Raw genomic sequence first — 21,011 nt, forward strand, 5'->3', positions numbered from 1 at the left:
TTAGCATAATGCACCAAAATGTTGAACAACACATTCAATGAGGTTGTTTTCTTAGAAAATGCCCACTCCCCCATTCTTGAATTTTATTCACAACTCTATTGAACATTCCCTCACTAATCAAAACAATCTTTTCCCCCTATAATGCCTCCCGTAACGCAAAAAGCAGTGTCTGTTTTTTGAATGAAGGTTGTTTAGCGGTTCGCTCTTGCTGGACAACGTTCCAACCATCTCAACGGAGTTCACAAGATGAAAAAAACCATTAAACAAACCATCGTTTCCGCCGTATTGGCATCAACATTATTACTAGGAGGGCAAGCAATGGCTGCCAACTTTAACTATCAAGACAACCCATTCACGCTGGTTTACGCCAACGCCAACGCCATCACCAAAAACGAAGCGGGCAAAGTGAACATTCACCCCGTGAAATACCGCGTAAACGGTATTACCATCGCGGCCAATGTGTACACCCCCGCCAATTTCGACCCGAATAAAAAATACCCAGCCATCACCGTTGCCCCCCAATGGTGGCGTGAAAGAGCAAGTGGCAGGACTTTATGCACAAAAATTGGCGGAGTAAGGCTTTATCACCATTGCCGCTGATGCCGCCTATCAAGGGGCGAGTGGTGGCGAGCCACGCCAAACCGATAAACCGTTCAACCGCATTAACGATGTACACGTAATGGTGGACTTCCTCGAAAGCTTCAAAGGCGTAGACACCAACAACATCGGGGCATTAGGCATCTGCGGCGGTGGCGGCTACACTTTTGCGGCGGCACAAAGCGACAAACGTATCAAAGCCGTTGCTACCGTCAGCCTGTTCAACACGGGCTTAGTTCGCCGTAATGGCTTAGGCGACAGCCAAATCAGCACCATTCAGGAACGCTTGCAACAAGCCTCAGAAGCCCGCAGCAAAGAAGCACAAGGCAACGTGGAATACAGTGCCAACGCCGATTTAACCAAAATCACCCAAGCAGACATCGACAAAATGCCCGCAGGTTTGTATCGCGATGGTTTTGAGTATTACGGTAAAACCCACTACCACCCCAACTCAACGCTACGCTACACCAGCAGCCTGTTGGATTTGATGACTTTTGATGCCACCGACCACGCCGACCTCATCAATCAACCGCTGTTGATGATCGCAGGAAGCCTTGCGGACACCAAATATATGACCGACCAAGCAATGCAAAAAGCCACAGGCACGGCGGATAAAAAAGAAGTGATTATCGAAGGTGCAAGCCACATCGAAACCTACTGGAAACCCGAGTACGTCAGCCAAATCAGCGACCAACTCACCCAGTTTTTCAAAGCCAAACTTTGATTAAGATTCAAAATGGTAAAGATGTCTGAATTATTAAGTCGTCCGCTGTGAAAGCAACGAAAAATATCGCCCATTACCTCAAAGTAAAGAAACGATTTGGGCTGTATTTGGAAGAAAAATACAGCCCATTTATATATAGTTAAAACTAGAATGGAATCTGATCATCATCAAAATTATCATCAACCATAGTAGCGGGTGATGATGAAGGGCGAGGTGTAGCAGGCTGCTGAGGTGCTTGATAATTTGATGGTGTAGATTGTGCATATTGGTTGCCGCCTTGTTGAGCATATCCCCCTTGAGCTGAATACCCACCTTGTCCTCTATCTGCACGGCTATCTAACATTTGCAAAACATCGCCTTGAATTTCTGTTGTATAACGATCTTGGCCATTTTGATCTTGCCATTTGCGAGTTCTTAAACGCCCTTCAACATAAACTTTTGAGCCTTTGCGTAAATATTCGCCAGCGACTTCTGCTTGGCGACGATAAAACACAATACGATGCCATTCGGTAATCTCACGGCGTTCTCCCGTATTTTTATCCATCCAGCTTTCACTGGTCGCAACACTAATGTTCGCAACGGCTTCCCCATTTGGCATTGTACGAATTTCCGGATCATTTCCTAAATTTCCAACAATAATAACTTTATTTACTCCAGCCATAAATTCCTCTGTCTAATTATTAAATAAAAATTTTTGCTATTTTGCCTTAAAATAAAATAAAAAGCTATTAGTTCCATCTAAATCAACTGGATATTTGCACAGTTATTTCAGATTATGCGATAATGATCGCAAAATAATTTCAAATTGCTTGAATAGACAAAAAATTATGGAAAAAATAGAAGTAAGAGGGGCGAGAACCCACAATTTAAAAAATATTAATTTAACCATCCCCCGCGATAAATTGATTGTGATCACGGGGCTATCTGGTTCAGGCAAATCCTCTCTAGCCTTTGACACCCTATATGCAGAAGGACAACGCCGTTATGTAGAATCCCTGTCGGCTTATGCACGTCAATTTTTATCGTTGATGGAAAAACCAGACGTGGATCATATTGAAGGTTTATCCCCCGCGATTTCTATTGAGCAAAAATCAACATCTCACAACCCACGTTCTACAGTGGGAACAATCACGGAAATTCATGATTATTTGCGTTTATTATTTGCCCGTGTGGGGGAGCCTCGCTGCCCGAATCACCATATCCCTTTGGCAGCACAAACAATTAGCCAGATGGTGGATAAGGTGCTGGCATTGCCGGAAGAAAGCCGAATGATGTTGCTTGCCCCAGTGGTGAAAGATCGCAAAGGGGAACATATTAAAATTTTAGAACATATTGCCGCGCAAGGTTATATCCGCGCCAGAATTGATGGGGAAATTTGCGATCTTTCTGATCCACCAAAATTAGCATTACAAAAAAAGCACACCATTGAAGTTGTGGTGGATCGCTTTAAAGTTCGTCCAGATTTGGCAACCCGCTTAGCGGAATCATTTGAAACTGCGTTAGAACTTTCTGGTGGCACGGCAGTGGTGGCGAATATGGACGATCCGAAAGCGGAAGAATTGCTGTTTTCCGCAAACTTTGCTTGTCCGCATTGTGGCTATTCTGTACCAGAACTTGAGCCTCGCTTATTTTCCTTTAATAACCCTGCGGGGGCTTGCCCGACTTGTGATGGCTTGGGGGTTCAGCAATACTTTGATGAAAAACGCGTGGTGCAAAATCCAAGCATTTCCTTAGCTGGTGGGGCGATTAAAGGTTGGGATCGGCGTAATTTCTATTATTATCAGATGCTCACCTCATTGGCAAAACATTATGGTTTTAATGTGGAAAGCCCATTCGAAGAATTACCAAAAAAAATTCAACACATTATTCTGCACGGCTCAGGCAAAGAAGAGATTGAATTCCAATATATGAATGATCGCGGTGATGTCGTGCTACGCCGTCATAGCTTTGAGGGCATTCTCAATAATATGGCTCGCCGTTATAAAGAAACCGAATCTATGGCGGTGCGTGAAGAGTTAGCGAAACATATCAGCACTCGCCCTTGTAAAGATTGCGGGGGTTCTCGCTTACGTCAAGAGGCTCGCAATGTATTTATTGGGGAAACAAATCTTCCCGAAGTTTCTGAAAAAAGTATTGGGGAAGCCTTTAACTTTGTAGATAGCCTAACCTTAAGCGGACAACGTGCTCAAATTGCAGACAAAATTTTGAAAGAAATCAAAGAGCGGTTGCAATTTTTAGTCAATGTTGGCTTAAATTACCTCTCCCTTTCCCGATCCGCCGAAACCCTTTCTGGCGGTGAAGCACAACGTATTCGCCTCGCAAGCCAAATCGGGGCGGGTTTAGTGGGGGTGATGTATGTACTTGATGAGCCTTCTATTGGCTTACATCAACGCGATAATGAGCGTTTACTTAACACGTTGATTCATCTAAGAAACTTAGGGAATACAGTGATTGTGGTAGAACACGATGAAGATGCTATTCTTGCTGCGGATCATATTATTGATATTGGACCAGGTGCGGGCGTACACGGCGGCAATGTTGTTGCTCAAGGCACTGCTCAAGAAATCATGCAAGATCCAAATTCTTTGACGGGGAAATTTTTATCTGGAAAGGAAAAAATAGAAATTCCGCAAAAACGCACCGCACTTGATAAAAAGAAAATCTTAAAACTTAAAGGGGCTTCGGGCAACAACTTAAAAAATGTCAATTTAGAAATCCCCGTTGGATTATTTACTTGCGTCACCGGCGTATCTGGTTCGGGCAAATCCACATTAATTAACGACACTTTATTTCCTTTAGCACAAAGTGCATTAAACCGTGCTGAAAACGCCCAAGCCGCACCATACAAATCGATCGATGGACTCGAATTTTTTGACAAAGTGATTGATATTGACCAAAGCCCGATTGGACGTACACCGCGTTCAAATCCTGCTACTTATACGGGATTATTCACCCCTATCCGCGAATTATTCGCTGGTGTACCAGAAGCTCGAGCAAGAGGCTACAATCCCGGTCGATTTAGCTTTAACGTGCGAGGCGGACGCTGTGAAGCCTGTCAAGGAGATGGGGTAATCAAAGTAGAAATGCACTTTTTACCTGATGTTTATGTCCCTTGTGATCAATGCAAAGGAAAACGTTACAATCGTGAAACCTTAGAAATTCGTTACAAAGGCAAAACGATTAACCAAGTGTTGGATATGACAGTGGAAGAAGCTCGTGAGTTTTTTGATGCTATCCCACAAATTGCTCGCAAATTGCAAACCTTAATGGATGTTGGGCTTTCTTATATCCGTTTAGGGCAATCTTCCACCACGCTTTCTGGTGGTGAAGCACAACGCGTAAAATTAGCCACTGAGCTGTCTAAACGAGATACGGGAAAAACATTGTATATTCTTGACGAGCCAACAACAGGTTTGCATTTTGCCGATATTAAACAACTGCTTGATGTCTTGCACCGCTTGCGTGACCAAGGTAATACGATTGTGGTGATTGAGCATAATTTAGATGTTATCAAAACTGCAGATTGGATTGTAGATCTTGGGCCTGAAGGTGGTAGTGGAGGCGGGCAAATCATTGCGACAGGCACGCCAGAACAAGTTGCGGAGGTTAAAGGTTCGCATACAGCACGCTTCTTAAAGCAAATACTCAAAAAGTAACCGCTTAAATAGATGGAAGTGCGGTAACTTTTCTGCAAGTTTGATAAAAAATCGCTGTAATCAATGCTGATTTTTTGATACATTTACCACAATTTTTTACACTTTGGTGTGAGTATTTTTATACAATTACATTAACGGAACACTTATGTTATTCAAAAAAATTCGTGGCTTATTTTCAAATGATCTCTCCATTGATTTAGGGACAGCAAACACATTAATTTATGTCAAAGGTCAAGGCATTGTATTAAACGAACCTTCTGTTGTTGCCATTCGCCAAGGGCGAGGTGGGGCAATGAAGAGTATTGCGGCAGTGGGAAAAGAAGCAAAATTAATGCTTGGGCGTACCCCAAAAAGCATTATGGCAATTCGCCCAATGAAAGATGGGGTCATTGCTGACTTCTCTGTGACAGAGAAGATGCTTCAATATTTTATTAAACAAGTGCATAGTGGGAACTTTATGCGTCCTAGCCCTCGCGTTTTAGTATGTGTTCCAGCGGGAGCAACGCAAGTAGAACGCCGTGCAATCAAAGAATCAGCGTTAGGTGCGGGAGCTCGTGAAGTATATTTAATTGAAGAACCTATGGCAGCTGCGATCGGAGCAAAACTTCCTGTCTCCACTGCAACTGGCTCTATGGTCATTGATATTGGTGGTGGAACGACTGAAATTGCCGTGATTTCACTAAATGGTATCGTATATTCTTCTTCTGTACGTATTGGCGGTGATCGATTCGATGAAGCAATTATTGCTTATGTTCGTCGTACATTTGGCTCAATCATTGGAGAACCAACAGCTGAACGTATCAAAGAAGAAATCGGTACAGCCTATATTCAAGAAGGTGATGAAATAAAAGAAATGGAAGTTCATGGGCATAATCTTGCTGAAGGTGCCCCAAGAACCTTTACTCTTACCTCCAAAGATGTGTTAGAAGCTATTCAGCAACCTCTTAACGGCATTGTTGCAGCAGTGAGAACGGCTTTAGAAGAATGCCAACCCGAACACGCAGCAGATATTTTTGAGCGTGGTATCGTATTAACTGGTGGGGGGGCTTTATTACGCAATATCGACATTTTGTTATCAAAAGAAACTGGCGTTCCAGTCATTGTGGCAGATGATCCTTTAACCTGTGTTGCTCGCGGTGGAGGGGAAGCTCTGGATATGCACGGTGCTGATATTTTTAGTGATGATATCTAAGTATATTATGTTGTTAATGAAGTACGGTCAAAAATAGTAGAAATTTGACCGCACTTTTTCTGAGCAATATCAATGAAACTTATCTTTGGAAAAGGTCCTTATCTTGGCATACGTTTAGTTTTGGCTGTCATTTTTTCTATGATTTTAATCATCTCTGATGGCCAAACAAATACAATGATAAAGGTCAGAAGTTTAATGGAAACAGCCATTAGTAGCGTTTATTATCTTGCGAATACACCAAGAACGATACTTGATGGGGTATCTTATAATCTCGTTGATACCAATAAATTACAGATAGAAAATAAAGTATTAAGAGCACAGTTACGTGAAAAAAATGCTGATTTACTCCTTTTAGATCAACTAAAAGTAGAAAATCAGCGTTTACGCCTATTACTTAATTCCCCACTACGTACCGACGAATACAAAAAAATTGCTGAAGTACTTACTACAGAAACAAATGCTTATCGGCAACAAATTGTCATTAATAAAGGTGAAAATGACGGTGTTTATATAGGCCAAGCAGTGATTGATGAAAAAGGGGTTGTAGGACAAATCATCTCTGTTGGAGCAAATACTAGCCGAGTATTGTTACTTACCGATATTACCCATTCGATTCCTGTTCAAGTTTTACGAAATGATGTCCGCACAATTGCAAGCGGAACAGGTCAAAATGATGAATTAACTTTAGATAATGTTTCACGTTCTGCAGATATTGTGAAAGGCGATATATTAGTCACCTCTGGACTTGGAGGGCGTTTTCTCGAAGGATACCCTGTTGCTATCGTAGAAAACGTTTCTCGAGATAATAAAAATTATTTTGCAACAATTACCGCAAAACCTCTAGCATCCCTTGATCGTTTACGGTATGTACTTCTCTTATGGCCCACTAATGAGGATATCCGAAAAGTATCTTCAAGTACTCCAGCTGATGTGCGTAAAGCAGTACATCAACGTCTTGAATATCAAAAAAAACCTAAAGTTGCCAAAAAACTCCTTTCTCAAGAACCGCTTTCTTCACCATCTCTAGAAGAACAGCACATAGATCAATCATTGGAAATGCCGTACGACTTAATTGAATCTGAATTACCACCTCATAGAGAGGAAGATTAATGAAATATAATCCAATTTCTCACTTTATTTCTCTCGCCATCACCTTCCTTGTGGCGATTATATTAGAAATAATACCTTGGCCAACACACCTTCAGTATTTTAAACCAGCTTGGCTTGTCTTAATTTTATCTTATTGGATTTTAGTTTTCCCCACTAGAATTAATATTGGGACGGCATTCTCAATGGGGATTATATGGGATCTTGTTTTAGGGGCTACATTGGGTACACACGCGTTAGTACTTTCCATTTTTGCTTACTTTTTAGCCAAAAATAATACCCTATTCCGTAATCTATCCTTGTGGATGCAAGGCATACTTATTTTTATCGCTATATTTCTTATCCGATTCAGTATTTTTATTATAGAATTATTTCTACACAGTGCTGAATTTCATTGGCAAGAAGTGCTTGGAGCAATAATAAGTGGGATTTTGTGGCCTTGGATATTCTTATTACTAAAAAAGCTCACACATAAGGCTGAGTAATAAATCCCAGCCTTATTATTCAAAAACTACGACTCCTCAATATGCCCCTGATCTAAATGCACAATATCAATTTCATTATTGGCATCAACTTGGAAGGCTTGTCCAAATCCTTTTACAAATAGCCCCTGTTTCGGAATAAGGTGGAAGAGGGAGAAATCTTGCATTTTGACCAATTCCTTCATTAGATTGCCGTGGCGTTGTTGCAGTAAGCCTGTGCCAAGTTCCCATTCTGGGGTGCTTCGCGGTACTTCAATCACTTCCGCCTCCGCAGTTAAGCGGTGGCGGGCGAAAATTTGGCGGCTGGATTGCTCGTCTTCAATCAACATTAAAGACACCTTGCCATTTTGTTTCAAATTGCGGGCGTGTTTGGCAATCGTGGAAATAAAAATATAGTAGCCTTTTTCGCTTTCCGCAAAAGGGGCGTAGCTCGCGTTCGGCATTCCCACTTCATCAACGGTGGCTAGTAACAGGGTCTTACATTGTTGTTTTAATTCTTCAATTTCGGGTTTTAAGCGGTGATTTAAACGCTGTTGGCGATCTAGCATAAAATTTCCTTATTTTTCAGTTGGTTAAATTTTTGTACTTGATGAGGGAAAAGCTGGCGTTGCGTATCTCTGCCGAGATAAATTTTAAATAGCACATTATCATCTTCGCTAATAAAGGCGATGGCATAGCTTTCTTTGCCACGAAATGGCTTGCTGATAAGGGCAATGTCTTTTACGCGGTCTAATTTGAGATGCCCGTGCAAGGCGATGTTTGGCTGTTTATCCATATTCAGATTGAAATAGCCGTAGCCCGTTTTACCCTGCGGGAAAACGCCCGATACTTCAAAGATCGAACCCGCTTTTTCGATAATTGTTACTACCTCTCCCCAAGTGTGGATTTCCGCAAGCAGGGCTTCCACTTGCCCCGTAAAGAAAGAGACAAAGTGCGGTGGTAAATTTTTGAGAATTTTTCCTTCAGGAAGTTGGAATTTCTCTGCTAAATCAAGGGTGTGTAAATCAGGCTGAGATTCTAACACCTGAGCAATTTGTTGTTGCAATGTCATAACTTTCCTTTTTTATTGAACTGTTAGAATTGATAAGCCACGCTCACTTTCACATTTCGCCCTGCCGATGGCGTGAGGCTGAATGCTTGGGTGTAGGCTTTGTCAAAGAGATTTTCAATCGCAAAATCAACACGTAAGTTTTCCCACTCCCCTTGTTTTGGTGCATAGGTCGCGGTGAGATCCACAAGGGTGTAAGCGGGATATTCTTGCGTGGTTTTGCTTGGTAAGCGTTTTTGGGCAAAGTAATGGCTTAAGCGACCGCCAACGGAAAATTTATCTGCCACCACGGCATAATTTCCGCCAACAATGATCCTATCTGCATTAATATTTTCCAAGGCTTCACCCGTTTGACGATCTTTTCCTCTGAGCATGCCATAATTGGCATAGAGCGACCAGTTTGGCGTTTGGTATTCTGTGCTGAATTCTACCCCACGCAAACGGGCATTTTGAACATTGCGGTATTGAAATATTTCAGGAATAGCTTTTGCTTCATCATTATATTTAATTACTTCAAGATTAATAAAATCTTTCACGTCATTTTGGAAAAGTGCGGTGCTAATTTTTAACGAATCTTCCGCTTTCCACAGATTTTGCCAATGGAAGTTAACATTAATTTCTTTATTACGGGCAACTTCGGGCTTGAGATCCGGGTTTGATTGGAAAGAAGTAACCAGCATTCTGTCATAACCAAAGTGATTGCCCGAAACATAACGTTCTTGCAGGCTCGGAGCACGGAAAGCCTCGTTATATTTCACATTAATGTCAAACCAGTCTGTTGGCTGATAGCTGAGCGTCAATGCAGGCGATAAATGGCTTTTTTGATAGCTTTGTGAGCTGACTTCTGAGGTTTTGTAATGATCAAATCGCAACGCTGGGGAAAGCGTCCATTGCTCTGCAAGTTTCAAATGGCTAAGCAAATAGGTTCCCCACACATTGGCTTTTGCATTGTAAGGATTTGGGCGATATTTTGCAGTACCTAGGAATCTCTCACAGCCTACAGGAATACCTCCATTATTAGCTGCCGAAGTGTTCACTCCTGTACAGGTATCCGCATTATTTTTCTCCCTTGAAGTAATGGCGTGATCTTGATAAAAATCCACTCCATAAATAAAGGCAGCTCGCTCAAATTCTGAGCTATTGCGGAAATTAAAACCCCAAGTGCGATAACGAGTTTCGTCATTAGCGAGGGTGCGTTGGTTTTGCTCCGTTTCTTTAGTGCGGTTAGTGTAGAGGGTCAATTCACTATTTACCCAGTCTGATTCTGGATTAAAGAGATAACGCAAAGAAAGCCCTGTATCGACAATTTTTTGCTGTGCTAAATCTGTTGTTCCGCCCGCTTCGCTGTAATCCACTTTACCACCTGTGTCACGGCTTTTCTTAACATAATCAAAAAAATCAATAGGCGTATAAGGCTCTGCCATTTCATTATTAGCTGGGGCGAGTTGCTTATTGACTGTGTAGCGGAAATTTAGTTCAAGACGGTTAGTTTCGTTAATTTGCCAGCCCGCTTTCAACAAGCCCCCTTGTTGAGTTAAGCCACTGTAAGGCAACTCACCCAAACTTTCACCCAAACGTAAGTTATTGCTTTTATTGCGAAAACCCTGAACTAGCACATCAAATTTTTCATTCGCACCATAAGCTGCCACTTGCGTCTCACTAAGGGAACTAGCGGATTGGTAGCCATGTTTGACTAACACACCCCAAGGCTCATTATTTTTAAGTAAGTCAAAGGCATTAAGCGTTCGCATTGCCATTACGCCACCTAATGCACCACTGCCCCACAAGGCACTGCTAGGGCCTTTCACCACTTCAATTTGCCCCAAGGTGCTTGGCGGAAGAAAATAAGATCCGCGATGTTCCAAATTAAAATTTTGTCGAACGCCATCAATCACTTGCACAACACGGGTTCCGCTAAGCCCTCGTATATTTACTTTTTGAGCAAGTGAGCGACTCCCTCCAGAAATTGAAATATTCGGTTTAGATGAAATTGCTTGAGCAACACTCGTTGCTTGTGTTTCCTCTAGTTGATTGCGATCTAAACGTTCAATTTTATTTTGTGTTTGAGCATACTCTGTCGGATCTCGTAAAGCAGAAACTTCTATTTCCTCTAACATTTCTGCCCCGCCTACTGATGGCAGCAATGAACAAAGTGCAAAGTAAATAGGTGATCGCTTTAATTTCATTGGAAAAACCTCTCATTCACTGTTTTGTTAATTGAGTTGATAGTATTTGTTAAAAAATAAAAAGTCAACACTATTGATAATAATTTTCATTTGTGTAAAATCGTTCGCAAAATAAACTCTTATCTCTTTTTTATTAGGTGAATATTATGCGTTATTCTAATTATCTACTTGGTTGTATTCTTACTTTACCGTTATATGTTCAAGCTCAAGAAAGCTTTCAAGATCAATTGCAACAGGCTGGGGCTATTTCACAGGAACTCAATCAACAACGTAAACGTTTAGAAAAGCCTGATGGGCAGTTATTCAAACAACCCGTACATATTCATTCGCAAAGCAATAATGCACTGCGTTTTGAGTTAAACCAGATACATATTAAATTGCTCAATGAGACAGGTTTAGAAACGCCAGTAAAACAAGATTTATCGCATTTAATTAAACCTTATCTTAACAAATCAATAACACTTGATGATTTAAACCAACTCACAGAAAAAATTACGCAATATTACCGTGAGCATAATTATTTAGTTGCTCGAGCTTTCTTACCACCTCAAGAAATTGAAAATGGTGAGCTTACAATCGGCGTGATGGAAGGGAATATTGGGAAAATTAACATTGATAATCAAAGCAAATTATCCGCCAATTTTGTCAGACGAATGGCAAATACAAGTATTAATAGCCAACGTTATTTATCTCAAACAGAAACGGAAAAATTAGCATTACTATTAAATGATATTCAAGGAATTAAATCTAAATTAAGTGTACAGGCTGGGGAAAAGACAGGCACAACAGATGTTAATGTCCTTTTGCAAGATGCCAAACGTTGGCAAGCTTATGTTTTTTCCGATAACCAAGGCTCAACGAGTACAGGACGCTATCGGATAAGTGCGGGTGGAAAATTGTTCAATTTGGCCGGATTAGGTGATGAGCTGAGTATCAATGCGTTAAGCTCCCAAAACCGTCGTTTGAAAAATATTCGGATTGAATATTCGGCGTTATTAGATGGATATGGAACAAAAATCGGTACTTACTTCTCATATTTAAACTATAAATTAGGCGGTGATTTCGCTGCATTAAATGCTAAGGGATATAATCAAAATGTAGGGATTTATCTTCTACATCCAACTATCCGCCAACCTGATTTACACGTTAATACCAAACTTACACTTTCACATAATCGTATTGCAGATAGCCAAGTCGCTAGCCAAGAAGTAGAAAACCACACTCGGATTAATCTCGTTAATTTAGAATTAAATGGCGTTTGGAATAGCCTACCAAAGGGAACGACCTATTTTAATATGGCAATGAGTATTGGGCAGGAACATAATCAAACGTCAGAATCCTATCAAAATCGTCCTCTAGATTGGCAAGAAAATAATAAATTTACCTTAACCAATATTGAATTAGGACACGAGCAGATCTTACCTTATGATTTTGCCTTTGATATTAATGTGAAAGGGCAATTAAGTGATCGAAACCTCTCTTCTAATCAAAAAATGTTATTAGGCGGTCAATCTGCTGTGCGAGGATATCGAGCCGGTGCAGTTTCCTTATCTGACGCTGTCATTGGACAATTTACGCTCAAACATTATTACCCACTTTTCAAAGAAAGTTTACTCACGACATCAGCATTTTATGACATTGGTGCGGGTAAAAAATACCACAAGATCAGTACCTATAATCAACGTCCTGAAGAAACGAATCAAATCAAATTACAGAGTATAGGTGTGGGATTCCAGCTTTCTGCTCCGAATAATTATTCAATAAATGCGTACTATAGCCGCCCTATTGGTCACAAATTGGCAAATGAAAAAGATCACCAATTTGTATTGTCATTCTTAAAATTGTTTTAAGTTATTGGAATATCAATGTCTTACAATCATTTAGGAGCTAAACTATGAAAACTTCTCTTAGCCTTATTTCTTTAGCCATACTGTCTAGTTCAGCTATCGCTAACAATATTGATGTAAATGCGTTACCTAAAAATCACAAACTCACTCAAGGTGACGCCAGCATTTCACAAAACAACAATGCAATGACTATCGATCAAAAAAGCGATCGCGTTTCTATTGATTGGGAAAGTTTTAATATTGGCAAACAAGCCAGTGTCACATTCAATCAGCCCGCTTCCTCAAGTATCGCCTATAACCGTGTAACGGGGGCGGATGTTTCCACCATTCAAGGCAAACTGAATGCCAATGGGCGAGTGTTTTTAGCTAACCCTAACGGCGTGATCTTTACCAAAGACGCACAGGTGAACGTGGGGGCGATTCTTGCCACGACGAAAGAGGTGGAAAAACTCGCGGATAAACCGAAATACAGTTATTCACGAGATGAAGCCAGCTTTAAGCGGAAAAAGGAGCAAGAGGGTGAAATTCGTAATGAGGGAGTCATTCAGGCGGAAGAAGCCATTTATTTGGTGGGCGATAAGGTCGTGAATAACGGCAAACTTCACCTAACGGGAAATCCCGAAGAGGTAATTAAACTGAATTATTCAGGCAATCTTGATGGCATTGCAGTGAAAAATAAAACCGTGTTGTTAGCAGCAGGGGACAGTTTTACTTTTGATTTAGCCAATTTCAGCATTAGCTTAACGGGTAAACAGGTAGCGGGGCTAATTGAAAACAAGGGAGCGATTATTTCTAATGATCGCATTTTGCTTACTGCCAAAGGGGAAGATCAGCTTAAACATTCAGCGGTAAATAATGCGGGCTTACTGGAAGCCAATGACATCGCTATTGAAGGCGGAAAAATCGTTCTCACGGAACAATCGGACATTCGCTATGGTAAAGATAGCCGTAATGGGGCTACCCTTAAAATTACGCAAACGGGGAAAGACAAAGATGCAAGCATAAAAATAGGCGGAAAAATCACCGCACTTGCACAAACAGACAACGTTAAACAAGCCACTTATCACCATAATGATCGCTTCCAATCAGGAAAAATGGCACGTGATGAACAAGGAAAAATTCTTTATACGGCGGACAAAAAAACGATTGCTAAAGCGGAACAATCCGAGAATGGTTTAATTGGAGATGATGGGAAACTCTATGCCAATCAAAGTGATGTCGTTTTTGTGATTAGTGCTAAAAATGGAGGCTATCAAACAGATAGCAGAGGTTATAGACCTGAGTTTAACAAGAAATTTGATGCATTACGCTTGCCTTATCTTGATGAACGCATTTTAGAAATTAGTTATAACGAAAAAAATGGTGAATTGAGCGATATCAAAATTATTAAACGTAATGATAAGCTTGATTCCATTAACAGTAAAATTGCTGACATATTAGAAGAGAAGATTAAGGCAAAAGATTATTCTTTCTTCAAGAAAAATGAATTGGATTCTTTGACAACGAAAGTTATTGAGGAGCAAAAACAAGAACTTATTAATAAACTGGGCATTAATGAGAAACAGTTATCTCTTCTATCGGGCGATCAAACCGTTACAGTTGAGGGACGAGTTTATACTGCTCCAGCCGTTTATTTATTAAAATCAAATGTCACTCAGCTTTTAAAAGAAGTACAACAAAATAAACCCGATGCAAAATTTGAAGATTTGACATTATTAGCATCGATTTTGAATAATCGTCGCCCTGTTTCTCAAGGTATTGACAACAGTAAAACGAAAACAGGCTTTCTGAATGACGAGAAAAAACAAATTTATCCTTTAATGGTGTCACAGAGTTTATCGGAAAAGCTAAAACAGAATATTGCCTTACCTTTAACAACAATCAGTACACAAACTCAGCTTGAAATTCAAAATGCAGAGTTTAATCATATTGAAGGCGGAAAACATAATGTAATGATTTTAGCCAATAATTCCAAGGATAATGAAGCAACGATTCGTTTACAAAGAAGCCATATTAATCTTGGTGGAGGCTCTTTCGGCATTGGAAGTACAACAGGATTTGTGCCTTTACAAGAAAATATCTTGCAAGTAAAACAAGAAAACGGGCAATTGATTTCCTTATATAATGTAACAGGTACATCTCTAAAACAGAAAACGCTAAATGAATTATTAAAAAACATCAAGTTTTATAAAGAATTCGAATTGAAATTCCCTACAAAAGATAATCAGCAGATTTCTTTACCTGAACTTTGGACGCAATTTGTAGAAAATCCAACAATTCAAAATAAGAATGTTGAAAATGTTAATTTTTATACTTTTGTGAAAGAAAATTTCAAGGCGTTTGTGCAAGACAAGTTAGTAACAGTTCCTGCTCAAGTGGAGACCGTTTTATCTCGCTCAACATTTTCTGATGGCAGTACCATTAATTCAAGTTGGAAGAAAATTGAAGTTGCCAAACAAGCCACCAATATTCCTGGCCTTACCGCTCATCAATACGCCCCATTTAACGTTGAACTAAACGAAGTCACTTTCCAAAAAAGTAAAGACTTCATCATTGCGGACGGATTTAAAACAGTGCAGTTAAATAAAGTTACCAGTAAAGATGAGATCGGAATCTATATCAATGCAGGTAATCAGCGTTCTTATTTCAGCAAAGAGACTAATTTATCTGCAAATGTGAAAAAGCAAGGCTATGAATACCTTATTGCGAATTTGGAAGAACGTATTACACGAGGGAATTTTTCCGTCTTAAACGAACGTTATGATTTTAATCAATATAATTGGGATGTAAATAATACGCCATTTACACGCAAACTTGCTCATAGCGAAAGAGCAAGCCGTGCAGCAAATAGAGAATTAAACAGAGCCTTTGCTGAATGGGTAGGCGATGCCACAAGCCAGCGTTCGCATATTGACGGCACAAAAATCACAATTCGAGATAGCCAACTAAACAGTAAAGATGGTTTTATGCATTTACTTGCCAAAGATGTCGATATTCAAAATAGCCGTTTAACGGTCAATTATGCTCGACCGCTTTATGATGATTTTATGCCTAAAGCCAGCAAAATAGGGATAAATGCGAAGAATATTCGATTAGATCATAGCCACCTATTCGTCAGCGGAGAGGATAGGCTGAATACATCCGCAATGCCGGGGGCAGCTGGTATTTTCTTAATTGGTGATGTTGTTGGTAAAAATAGCAGTATTTATGCCAAAACATATCAGGGGTATAGTATCCGAACCAGTGGAAAAACAACGTTAAGTGGAGAGTCTTCGGCAAAAGATTTACGCATTACCGTTATTCATACTGGGCCTTATCCAAAAGACAGTGGTTCCGTATTTGGTGCAAATAGTGCGGACTACTTTATTGAAGGAATAGGTTTTGATGTGGGAGATATTATCCAAAGAGATGAAAAAGGGAATGTTATATCGGGTACCACATTAAGTAATCTAGAATTTAATATTTTTGCCCCTAATGGTGCAAGAGCCTTTAAATCTTACGATAATTCTAGCAAAGATTATGTTCCGAATATCAAAGTAATGAAAAGTGCTATCTTCAATTATTTTGAACGACCACGCATTGTTTCTCTTGCCTCAAATGTTGTTACTGGCAAAAGTCAGGCACTGAGCTTAAGAGATATGCTACGCAATATTGATCAAATTCAAGGTGTCAAAGCAAGCAATTTAGGTTTACAACAAGCGAGTAACACGAACCTTCCAACCTCTTTAAATCAAATAGATAACATAATACAAAATGTTTCTTTACCAGAAGAGCGAAGTGAAGTTGAAATTTGTGATGCAAGCAGCCAAGAATGCTCTACACTGCCATCGAAGATGAATGGAAAAGTCAGCGTGGGAGAGATTTTGTAAGAAAAATCGGATAAAAAATACCGCACTTTACCTTGATAAAAATGGCACAGTCTAAACTGTGCCATTTTTTATTGAAAATTGTGGATTATTGCCCTTATTGCTTACGCCAAGTTGTGCCGTTTGCACCGTCTTCTAATACGATCCCCATTGCGTTGAGTTGATTGCGGGCTTCGTCTGCGGCAGCCCAGTTTTTTGCGGCACGAGCTTCGTTACGCTGTTTAATTAAGGCTTCGATTTTTGCCACTTCGCTGTCGTCTGCTCCCGCTTGTAAGAAGGCTTCTGGCGATTGTTGCAATAAGCCTAAAATGTTGCCAAGCTCACGCAGGCGGGCGGCGAGGTGATCCGCTTTGGTTTTATCTTCAGCTTTTAACTTATTGATTTCCCTTGCCATTTCAAATAATACGGAAATGGCATTTGGGGTGTTGAAATCATCGTCCATTGCCTCTTTAAACTGGGCGACAAATTCCTCGCCACCTTGTGGTGCGACGCTTGGATCGGTGTCGCGTAACGCAGTGTATAACCGCTCCAATGCCCCTTGTGCGAGGTTAAGGTTTTCTTCGCTGTAATTGAGTTGGCTGCGATAATGGGCAGTGAGCAAGAAATAACGCACCACTTCGCCGTTGTAATGATTTAACACGTCGCGAATGGTGAAGAAATTGCCGAGGGATTTCGACATTTTTTCTTTATCCACCATTATCATTCCTGAATGAATCCAATAGTTCACATAGTCGCCATCGTGAGCGCAGCAAGATTGGGCAATTTCGTTTTCGTGGTGCGGGAACATTAGATCCGAGCCACCGCCGTGAATATCAAAATGATCGCCAAGTTGTTTGCTGTTCATTGCGGAACATTCGATATGCCAACCAGGGCGACCTTTGCCCCAAGGGGAATCCCAGCTTGGCTCGTTGGGTTTAGACATTTTCCATAACACGAAATCCATTGGGCTTTTTTTGATTTCTGAGATTTCAATTCTAGCTCCTGCTTGTAATTGGCTGAGATCTTGGCGGGAAAGTTTGCCGTATTGCGGGAAGCTTTCAATATCAAACATCACATCACCATTTTCTGCTACATAAGCGTGTCCGCGTTGGATTAATTTTTCAACAATATCAATAATTTCGGCAATATGATGAGTAGCACGCGGTTCAACATCTGGGCGAAGAATGTTCAATGCATCAAAATCGCGATACATTTCGCCTACCATTCGATCCACCAGTTGATCGCAGGTTTCTTTATTTTCGATGGCACGTTTGATAATTTTATCGTCCACATCGGTGATGTTACGCACATAGGTTAAATCATAGCCTAAATAGCGTAAATAACGGGCAATTACGTCAAAACAAACAAAGGTGCGTCCGTGTCCGATATGGCAGAGGTCATACACCGTTACGCCGCACACATACATTCCCACTTTATTGGCTTCAATAGGGGTGAACACTTCTTTTTCTCGACTTAATGTATTGAAAATTTTTAGCATTTGTTTGTTTCTCTTGAAATTAGACAAAATAATGAGCTGGAATTATACCGCACTTTTATGAAATAATAACCGCCTTTATCAGTTAGAGGAGTACAACGATGACAATGGTTACCTTACACACCAATTTTGGCGACATTAAAATCGCATTAAACAGCGAAAAAGCACCGATCACCGCAGAAAACTTTCTAAATTACTGCAAAAACGGCTTTTATGATAACACGATTTTCCACCGCGTAATTAATGGCTTTATGATTCAAGGCGGCGGAATGGAAGCGGGAATGCGTGAAAAAGCCACCAATGCCCCAATCAAAAATGAGGCGAATAACCGCCTAAGCAACAAACGTGGCACCATCGCAATGGCACGCACGAGCGATCCACATTCTGCTACTGCACAATTTTTTATCAATGTGGCAGACAACAACTTCTTGGATTACCGCTCAAAAGAAATGTTCGGTAAAGAAGTGGTGCAAGAATGGGGTTATGCTGTGTTCGGTGAAGTGGTGGAAGGAATGGACGTTGTAGATAAAATCAAAGGCGTAAAAACCGGCAACAAAGGCTTTCACCAAGACGTACCAGTAGAAGATGTGATTATTCAATCGGTTAGCGTAGAATAATTTACCCCAAAAAGGAGGTTCACGGTTCACCTCCTTTATTAAAAATATTCCTATTTTAAACCGCACTTACACTTTAATGCTTACGGCATTAAAAGATTCGGAATAAAAGTAATAATTTGTGGGAATATAGTAATAAGCACCAAGGTAATAAATACTGGAATTAAAAATGGTAGTACGCCTTTCGTTACAGTACTCACAGACATATTTCCCACACGAGCGACAACAAATAACGCCATTCCCATTGGTGGAGTTAAAATACCAACCATCATATTCAGAGTCGTCATTACACCAAAAAATACCAGATCAATACCAAAATGTACGGCAATAGGGATCAACATCGGTAATACTAAAAATTGCAGAGCAAGAGCATCGATAAACATTCCCAAAAACAATAAGAGTAAATTGATCATAATGAGAACAGTGGTTGGCGTATCAGCCACTGCCATAAAGAGATCGGCAATACGTATCGCTATTTGTTCACGAGCGATCATATCACCAAAAAAAGTTACGGTCATAACCATTAAGGCTGTTACCCCTGTGATTGCCATTGCTTCGATACAACTTTTAAATACCATTCTTAAGGTAAGTTCTCTGTAAACAAACATCCCAATGATAATAGAATAGGCAGCAGCAATTACGGCGGCTTCCGTTGGAGTAAATAAACCAGAAAAAATTCCTCCTATAATTAAAATTGGCGTCAAAATTGCCCAAATCGCTTTTTTAAACGCATCACAACGTTGCTGTAAAGAGGCTCTAGGAGTTCTAGGATAATGACGTTTTTTAGCGATAGCATAGTTCATCATCATTAAAGCGATGGTGAGCAATACGCCCGGAACAAAGCCCGCAACAAAAAGTTTTGCGATAGATTCATTAGCGATCACGCCATAGATGATCATTGCGATACTTGGTGGGACGAGAGGCCCGATAATACAAGAGGCTGCTGTGATTCCACCGCAAATATCATCGTCATAGCCCGCATCACGCATCGCTTTAATTTCAAGTTGCCCTAATCCCCCTGCATCAGCTAAGGCTGAGCCTGACATTCCAGAGAAAATCAAACTTGCCCCGATATTAACGTGTCCCATACCGCCTGAATAATGCCCTAATAAAGCTTTAGCGAAATTAAAAATTCGTTCTGTGATCCCACCTGTATTCATTAAAATCCCTGTTAAAATAAAGAATGGTACAGAAAGAAGTGGGAAGCTATTTAAACTATCAATTAATTTTGATGACGCGGAATTGACAATGTTCCAGCGTGTCATCGCAAAGTATAAAATGGTCACGATAAAGAGCGACCACCCCACTGGTGTGCCTAAAAACATAATGACAAGCCAAGCAATTAAGCACACATACACCGCATTACTGCCTAATTTGATGTAGTTACTGATCCGCAAAGCTTTGAACCATTCAGGATGAATCATCAAAATCGCAAATAATAATAGGGCAGTAATTACATAAAAAGATACAGGCAAAAAGCTCTGTTGGTTCTTATAATTTTCACTTTGAGCTTGTAGAAATCGAATAAATATGAGTATTGAGATAAAAGGTAAAGGAGCATAAAGCCATTTTTCTGAAATTTGTAAAGATACGATCTCAAAGGTAGAATCTAAGAAAAGCTTAAAACCTAAATAGATAAATAAGAAAATACAAGTAAAAATAATCAGTTGAACAAAGGAATTTAGCCATTTCTGTATTTTTTCTGGCATTAAATTCGTCAGAAAATCAATATAAATATGCTGTTGCGAGCGTGTTGCCATACTAATGCCAAACATTGCAACATATACAAAGAGTAAACGAGCAAGTTCTTCACTCCAAATAAATGGGGAATTAAAAACCTGACGAGCTAAAATTTGGGCAAGAAGAATAACAAAGATAGCAAGGAATAGCATTCCCCCTATCCATTCTTCTAATTTATTGAAATATTTCATAAGGACTCCAAAAGACATTCAGCCAAATATGCTGGTATTTTTCTATAACAAGCTGTGAAATCGAGTTGCTGCGTAATGTTTTCGTTCTCAAACTTTAATGAAGTAATATTTCAAAAAATTTGTAATTCTTATGTGAACGTAGACGTACATTATTTTTAGCAAAATAATTTTTCCCTTTTAAAATACAAGCCAAACTGTATTTTTTCAAACTATTTTATGAAATTTCACTCCATTTTATGATCAAGATCTCACTTTTAAAGTATTTCTCTTGTATTTTATTTTGAGAG

Annotated in this window: 13 protein-coding genes and 1 pseudogene; 8 read left to right on the forward strand and 6 right to left on the reverse strand. The window is 40.0% G+C overall.

Annotated elements, in window-relative coordinates; translation table 11 throughout:
• The first annotated feature begins 246 nt into the window (after positions 1–246).
• A pseudogene (locus HBL79_RS12565) lies at positions 247–1,321 on the forward strand (alpha/beta hydrolase).
• A gap of 145 nt (positions 1,322–1,466) precedes the next feature.
• Here the strand turns inward: HBL79_RS12565 and HBL79_RS06930 are convergent.
• On the reverse strand, positions 1,467–1,982 hold the full coding sequence (locus HBL79_RS06930) for a single-stranded DNA-binding protein (RefSeq protein ID WP_035687806.1): 516 nt from the start codon (positions 1,980–1,982) through the stop codon (positions 1,467–1,469).
• 166 nt (positions 1,983–2,148) lie between these two features.
• Here HBL79_RS06930 and uvrA point away from each other — a divergent pair, with 166 nt between their 5' ends.
• The 4 genes from uvrA to mreD all read left to right on the forward strand — a co-directional run bounded on the left by uvrA (position 2,149) and on the right by mreD (position 7,761).
• Entirely contained in the window at positions 2,149–4,977 is a 2,829-nt protein-coding gene (gene uvrA / locus HBL79_RS06935; RefSeq protein ID WP_035687804.1) for an excinuclease ABC subunit UvrA, read from the forward strand.
• Positions 4,978–5,122: 145 nt separating this feature from the next.
• Positions 5,123–6,169, forward strand: coding sequence for a rod shape-determining protein (locus HBL79_RS06940; protein ID WP_017805687.1), 1,047 nt, complete (start codon positions 5,123–5,125; stop codon positions 6,167–6,169).
• 72 nt (positions 6,170–6,241) lie between these two features.
• Positions 6,242–7,279, forward strand: coding sequence for a rod shape-determining protein MreC (gene mreC / locus HBL79_RS06945; RefSeq protein ID WP_017805686.1), 1,038 nt, complete (start codon positions 6,242–6,244; stop codon positions 7,277–7,279).
• Positions 7,279–7,761, forward strand: a complete 483-nt coding sequence (mreD, locus tag HBL79_RS06950) for a rod shape-determining protein MreD (RefSeq protein WP_035687802.1) — start codon at positions 7,279–7,281, stop codon at positions 7,759–7,761. Before mreC ends, mreD begins: the two co-directional genes overlap by 1 nt.
• A 26-nt stretch (positions 7,762–7,787) precedes the next feature.
• Here the strand turns inward: mreD and hutZ are convergent, their stop codons facing one another.
• From hutZ to HBL79_RS06965, 3 genes are read right to left on the reverse strand one after another with little or no spacing between them, the layout of a single operon-like run.
• Positions 7,788–8,306, reverse strand: coding sequence for a heme utilization protein HutZ (hutZ, locus tag HBL79_RS06955; RefSeq protein ID WP_035687799.1), 519 nt, complete (start codon positions 8,304–8,306; stop codon positions 7,788–7,790).
• A complete protein-coding gene (hutX, locus tag HBL79_RS06960) occupies positions 8,300–8,809 on the reverse strand; it encodes a heme utilization cystosolic carrier protein HutX (protein ID WP_035687791.1) in 510 nt (169 codons plus the stop codon). Before hutX ends, hutZ begins: the two co-directional genes overlap by 7 nt.
• A 23-nt stretch (positions 8,810–8,832) precedes the next feature.
• Entirely contained in the window at positions 8,833–10,992 is a 2,160-nt protein-coding gene (locus HBL79_RS06965) for a TonB-dependent hemoglobin/transferrin/lactoferrin family receptor (protein WP_035687789.1), read from the reverse strand.
• Between the two features lie 146 nt (positions 10,993–11,138).
• Here HBL79_RS06965 and HBL79_RS06970 point away from each other — a divergent pair, with 146 nt between their 5' ends.
• Both HBL79_RS06970 and HBL79_RS06975 read left to right on the forward strand, forming a co-directional pair.
• Positions 11,139–12,842 carry a ShlB/FhaC/HecB family hemolysin secretion/activation protein gene (locus tag HBL79_RS06970; protein WP_046097296.1) on the forward strand — a complete coding sequence of 568 codons (1,704 nt, stop codon included), beginning with the start codon at positions 11,139–11,141 and terminating at the stop codon, positions 12,840–12,842.
• Between the two features lie 44 nt (positions 12,843–12,886).
• Positions 12,887–16,708 carry a two-partner secretion domain-containing protein gene (locus HBL79_RS06975; RefSeq protein WP_046097297.1) on the forward strand — a complete coding sequence of 1,274 codons (3,822 nt, stop codon included), beginning with the start codon at positions 12,887–12,889 and terminating at the stop codon, positions 16,706–16,708.
• A 94-nt stretch (positions 16,709–16,802) separates the two neighbouring features.
• On the opposite strand, the gene cysS is transcribed toward HBL79_RS06975, so the two are convergent.
• Positions 16,803–18,182: a cysteine--tRNA ligase gene (gene cysS / locus HBL79_RS06980; protein WP_035687782.1), complete on the reverse strand. Its 1,380-nt coding sequence runs from the start codon at positions 18,180–18,182 to the stop codon at positions 16,803–16,805.
• Positions 18,183–18,286: 104 nt separating this feature from the next.
• Here cysS and HBL79_RS06985 point away from each other — a divergent pair, with 104 nt between their 5' ends.
• Positions 18,287–18,796, forward strand: a complete 510-nt coding sequence (locus HBL79_RS06985; protein ID WP_021724462.1) for a peptidylprolyl isomerase — start codon at positions 18,287–18,289, stop codon at positions 18,794–18,796.
• A gap of 80 nt (positions 18,797–18,876) precedes the next feature.
• Here the strand turns inward: HBL79_RS06985 and HBL79_RS06990 are convergent, their stop codons facing one another.
• A complete protein-coding gene (locus HBL79_RS06990; protein ID WP_035687780.1) occupies positions 18,877–20,724 on the reverse strand; it encodes a TRAP transporter large permease subunit in 1,848 nt (615 codons plus the stop codon).
• Positions 20,725–21,011: the final 287 nt, after the last annotated feature.

The sequence above is a fragment of the Avibacterium paragallinarum genome (assembly GCF_011765605.1).
Classification (GTDB): Bacteria; Pseudomonadota; Gammaproteobacteria; order Enterobacterales; family Pasteurellaceae; genus Avibacterium; species Avibacterium paragallinarum.

What these genes read in the sequence shown, in the direction of transcription:
- uvrA (WP_035687804.1), top strand. Translation starts at nt 2,149, where the DNA reads ATGGAAAAAATAGAAGTAAGAGGGGCGAGAACCCACAATTTAAAAAAT.
- mreD (WP_035687802.1), top strand. Translation starts at nt 7,279, where the DNA reads ATGAAATATAATCCAATTTCTCACTTTATTTCTCTCGCCATCACCTTC.
- hutX (WP_035687791.1), bottom strand. Translation starts at nt 8,809, where the DNA reads ATGACATTGCAACAACAAATTGCTCAGGTGTTAGAATCTCAGCCTGAT.
- mreC (WP_017805686.1), top strand. Translation starts at nt 6,242, where the DNA reads ATGAAACTTATCTTTGGAAAAGGTCCTTATCTTGGCATACGTTTAGTT.
- hutZ (WP_035687799.1), bottom strand. Translation starts at nt 8,306, where the DNA reads ATGCTAGATCGCCAACAGCGTTTAAATCACCGCTTAAAACCCGAAATT.
- HBL79_RS06940 (WP_017805687.1), top strand. Translation starts at nt 5,123, where the DNA reads ATGTTATTCAAAAAAATTCGTGGCTTATTTTCAAATGATCTCTCCATT.
- cysS (WP_035687782.1), bottom strand. Translation starts at nt 18,182, where the DNA reads ATGCTAAAAATTTTCAATACATTAAGTCGAGAAAAAGAAGTGTTCACC.
- HBL79_RS06970 (WP_046097296.1), top strand. Translation starts at nt 11,139, where the DNA reads ATGCGTTATTCTAATTATCTACTTGGTTGTATTCTTACTTTACCGTTA.
- HBL79_RS06975 (WP_046097297.1), top strand. Translation starts at nt 12,887, where the DNA reads ATGAAAACTTCTCTTAGCCTTATTTCTTTAGCCATACTGTCTAGTTCA.
- HBL79_RS06990 (WP_035687780.1), bottom strand. Translation starts at nt 20,724, where the DNA reads ATGAAATATTTCAATAAATTAGAAGAATGGATAGGGGGAATGCTATTC.
- HBL79_RS06930 (WP_035687806.1), bottom strand. Translation starts at nt 1,982, where the DNA reads ATGGCTGGAGTAAATAAAGTTATTATTGTTGGAAATTTAGGAAATGAT.
- HBL79_RS06985 (WP_021724462.1), top strand. Translation starts at nt 18,287, where the DNA reads ATGGTTACCTTACACACCAATTTTGGCGACATTAAAATCGCATTAAAC.
- HBL79_RS06965 (WP_035687789.1), bottom strand. Translation starts at nt 10,992, where the DNA reads ATGAAATTAAAGCGATCACCTATTTACTTTGCACTTTGTTCATTGCTG.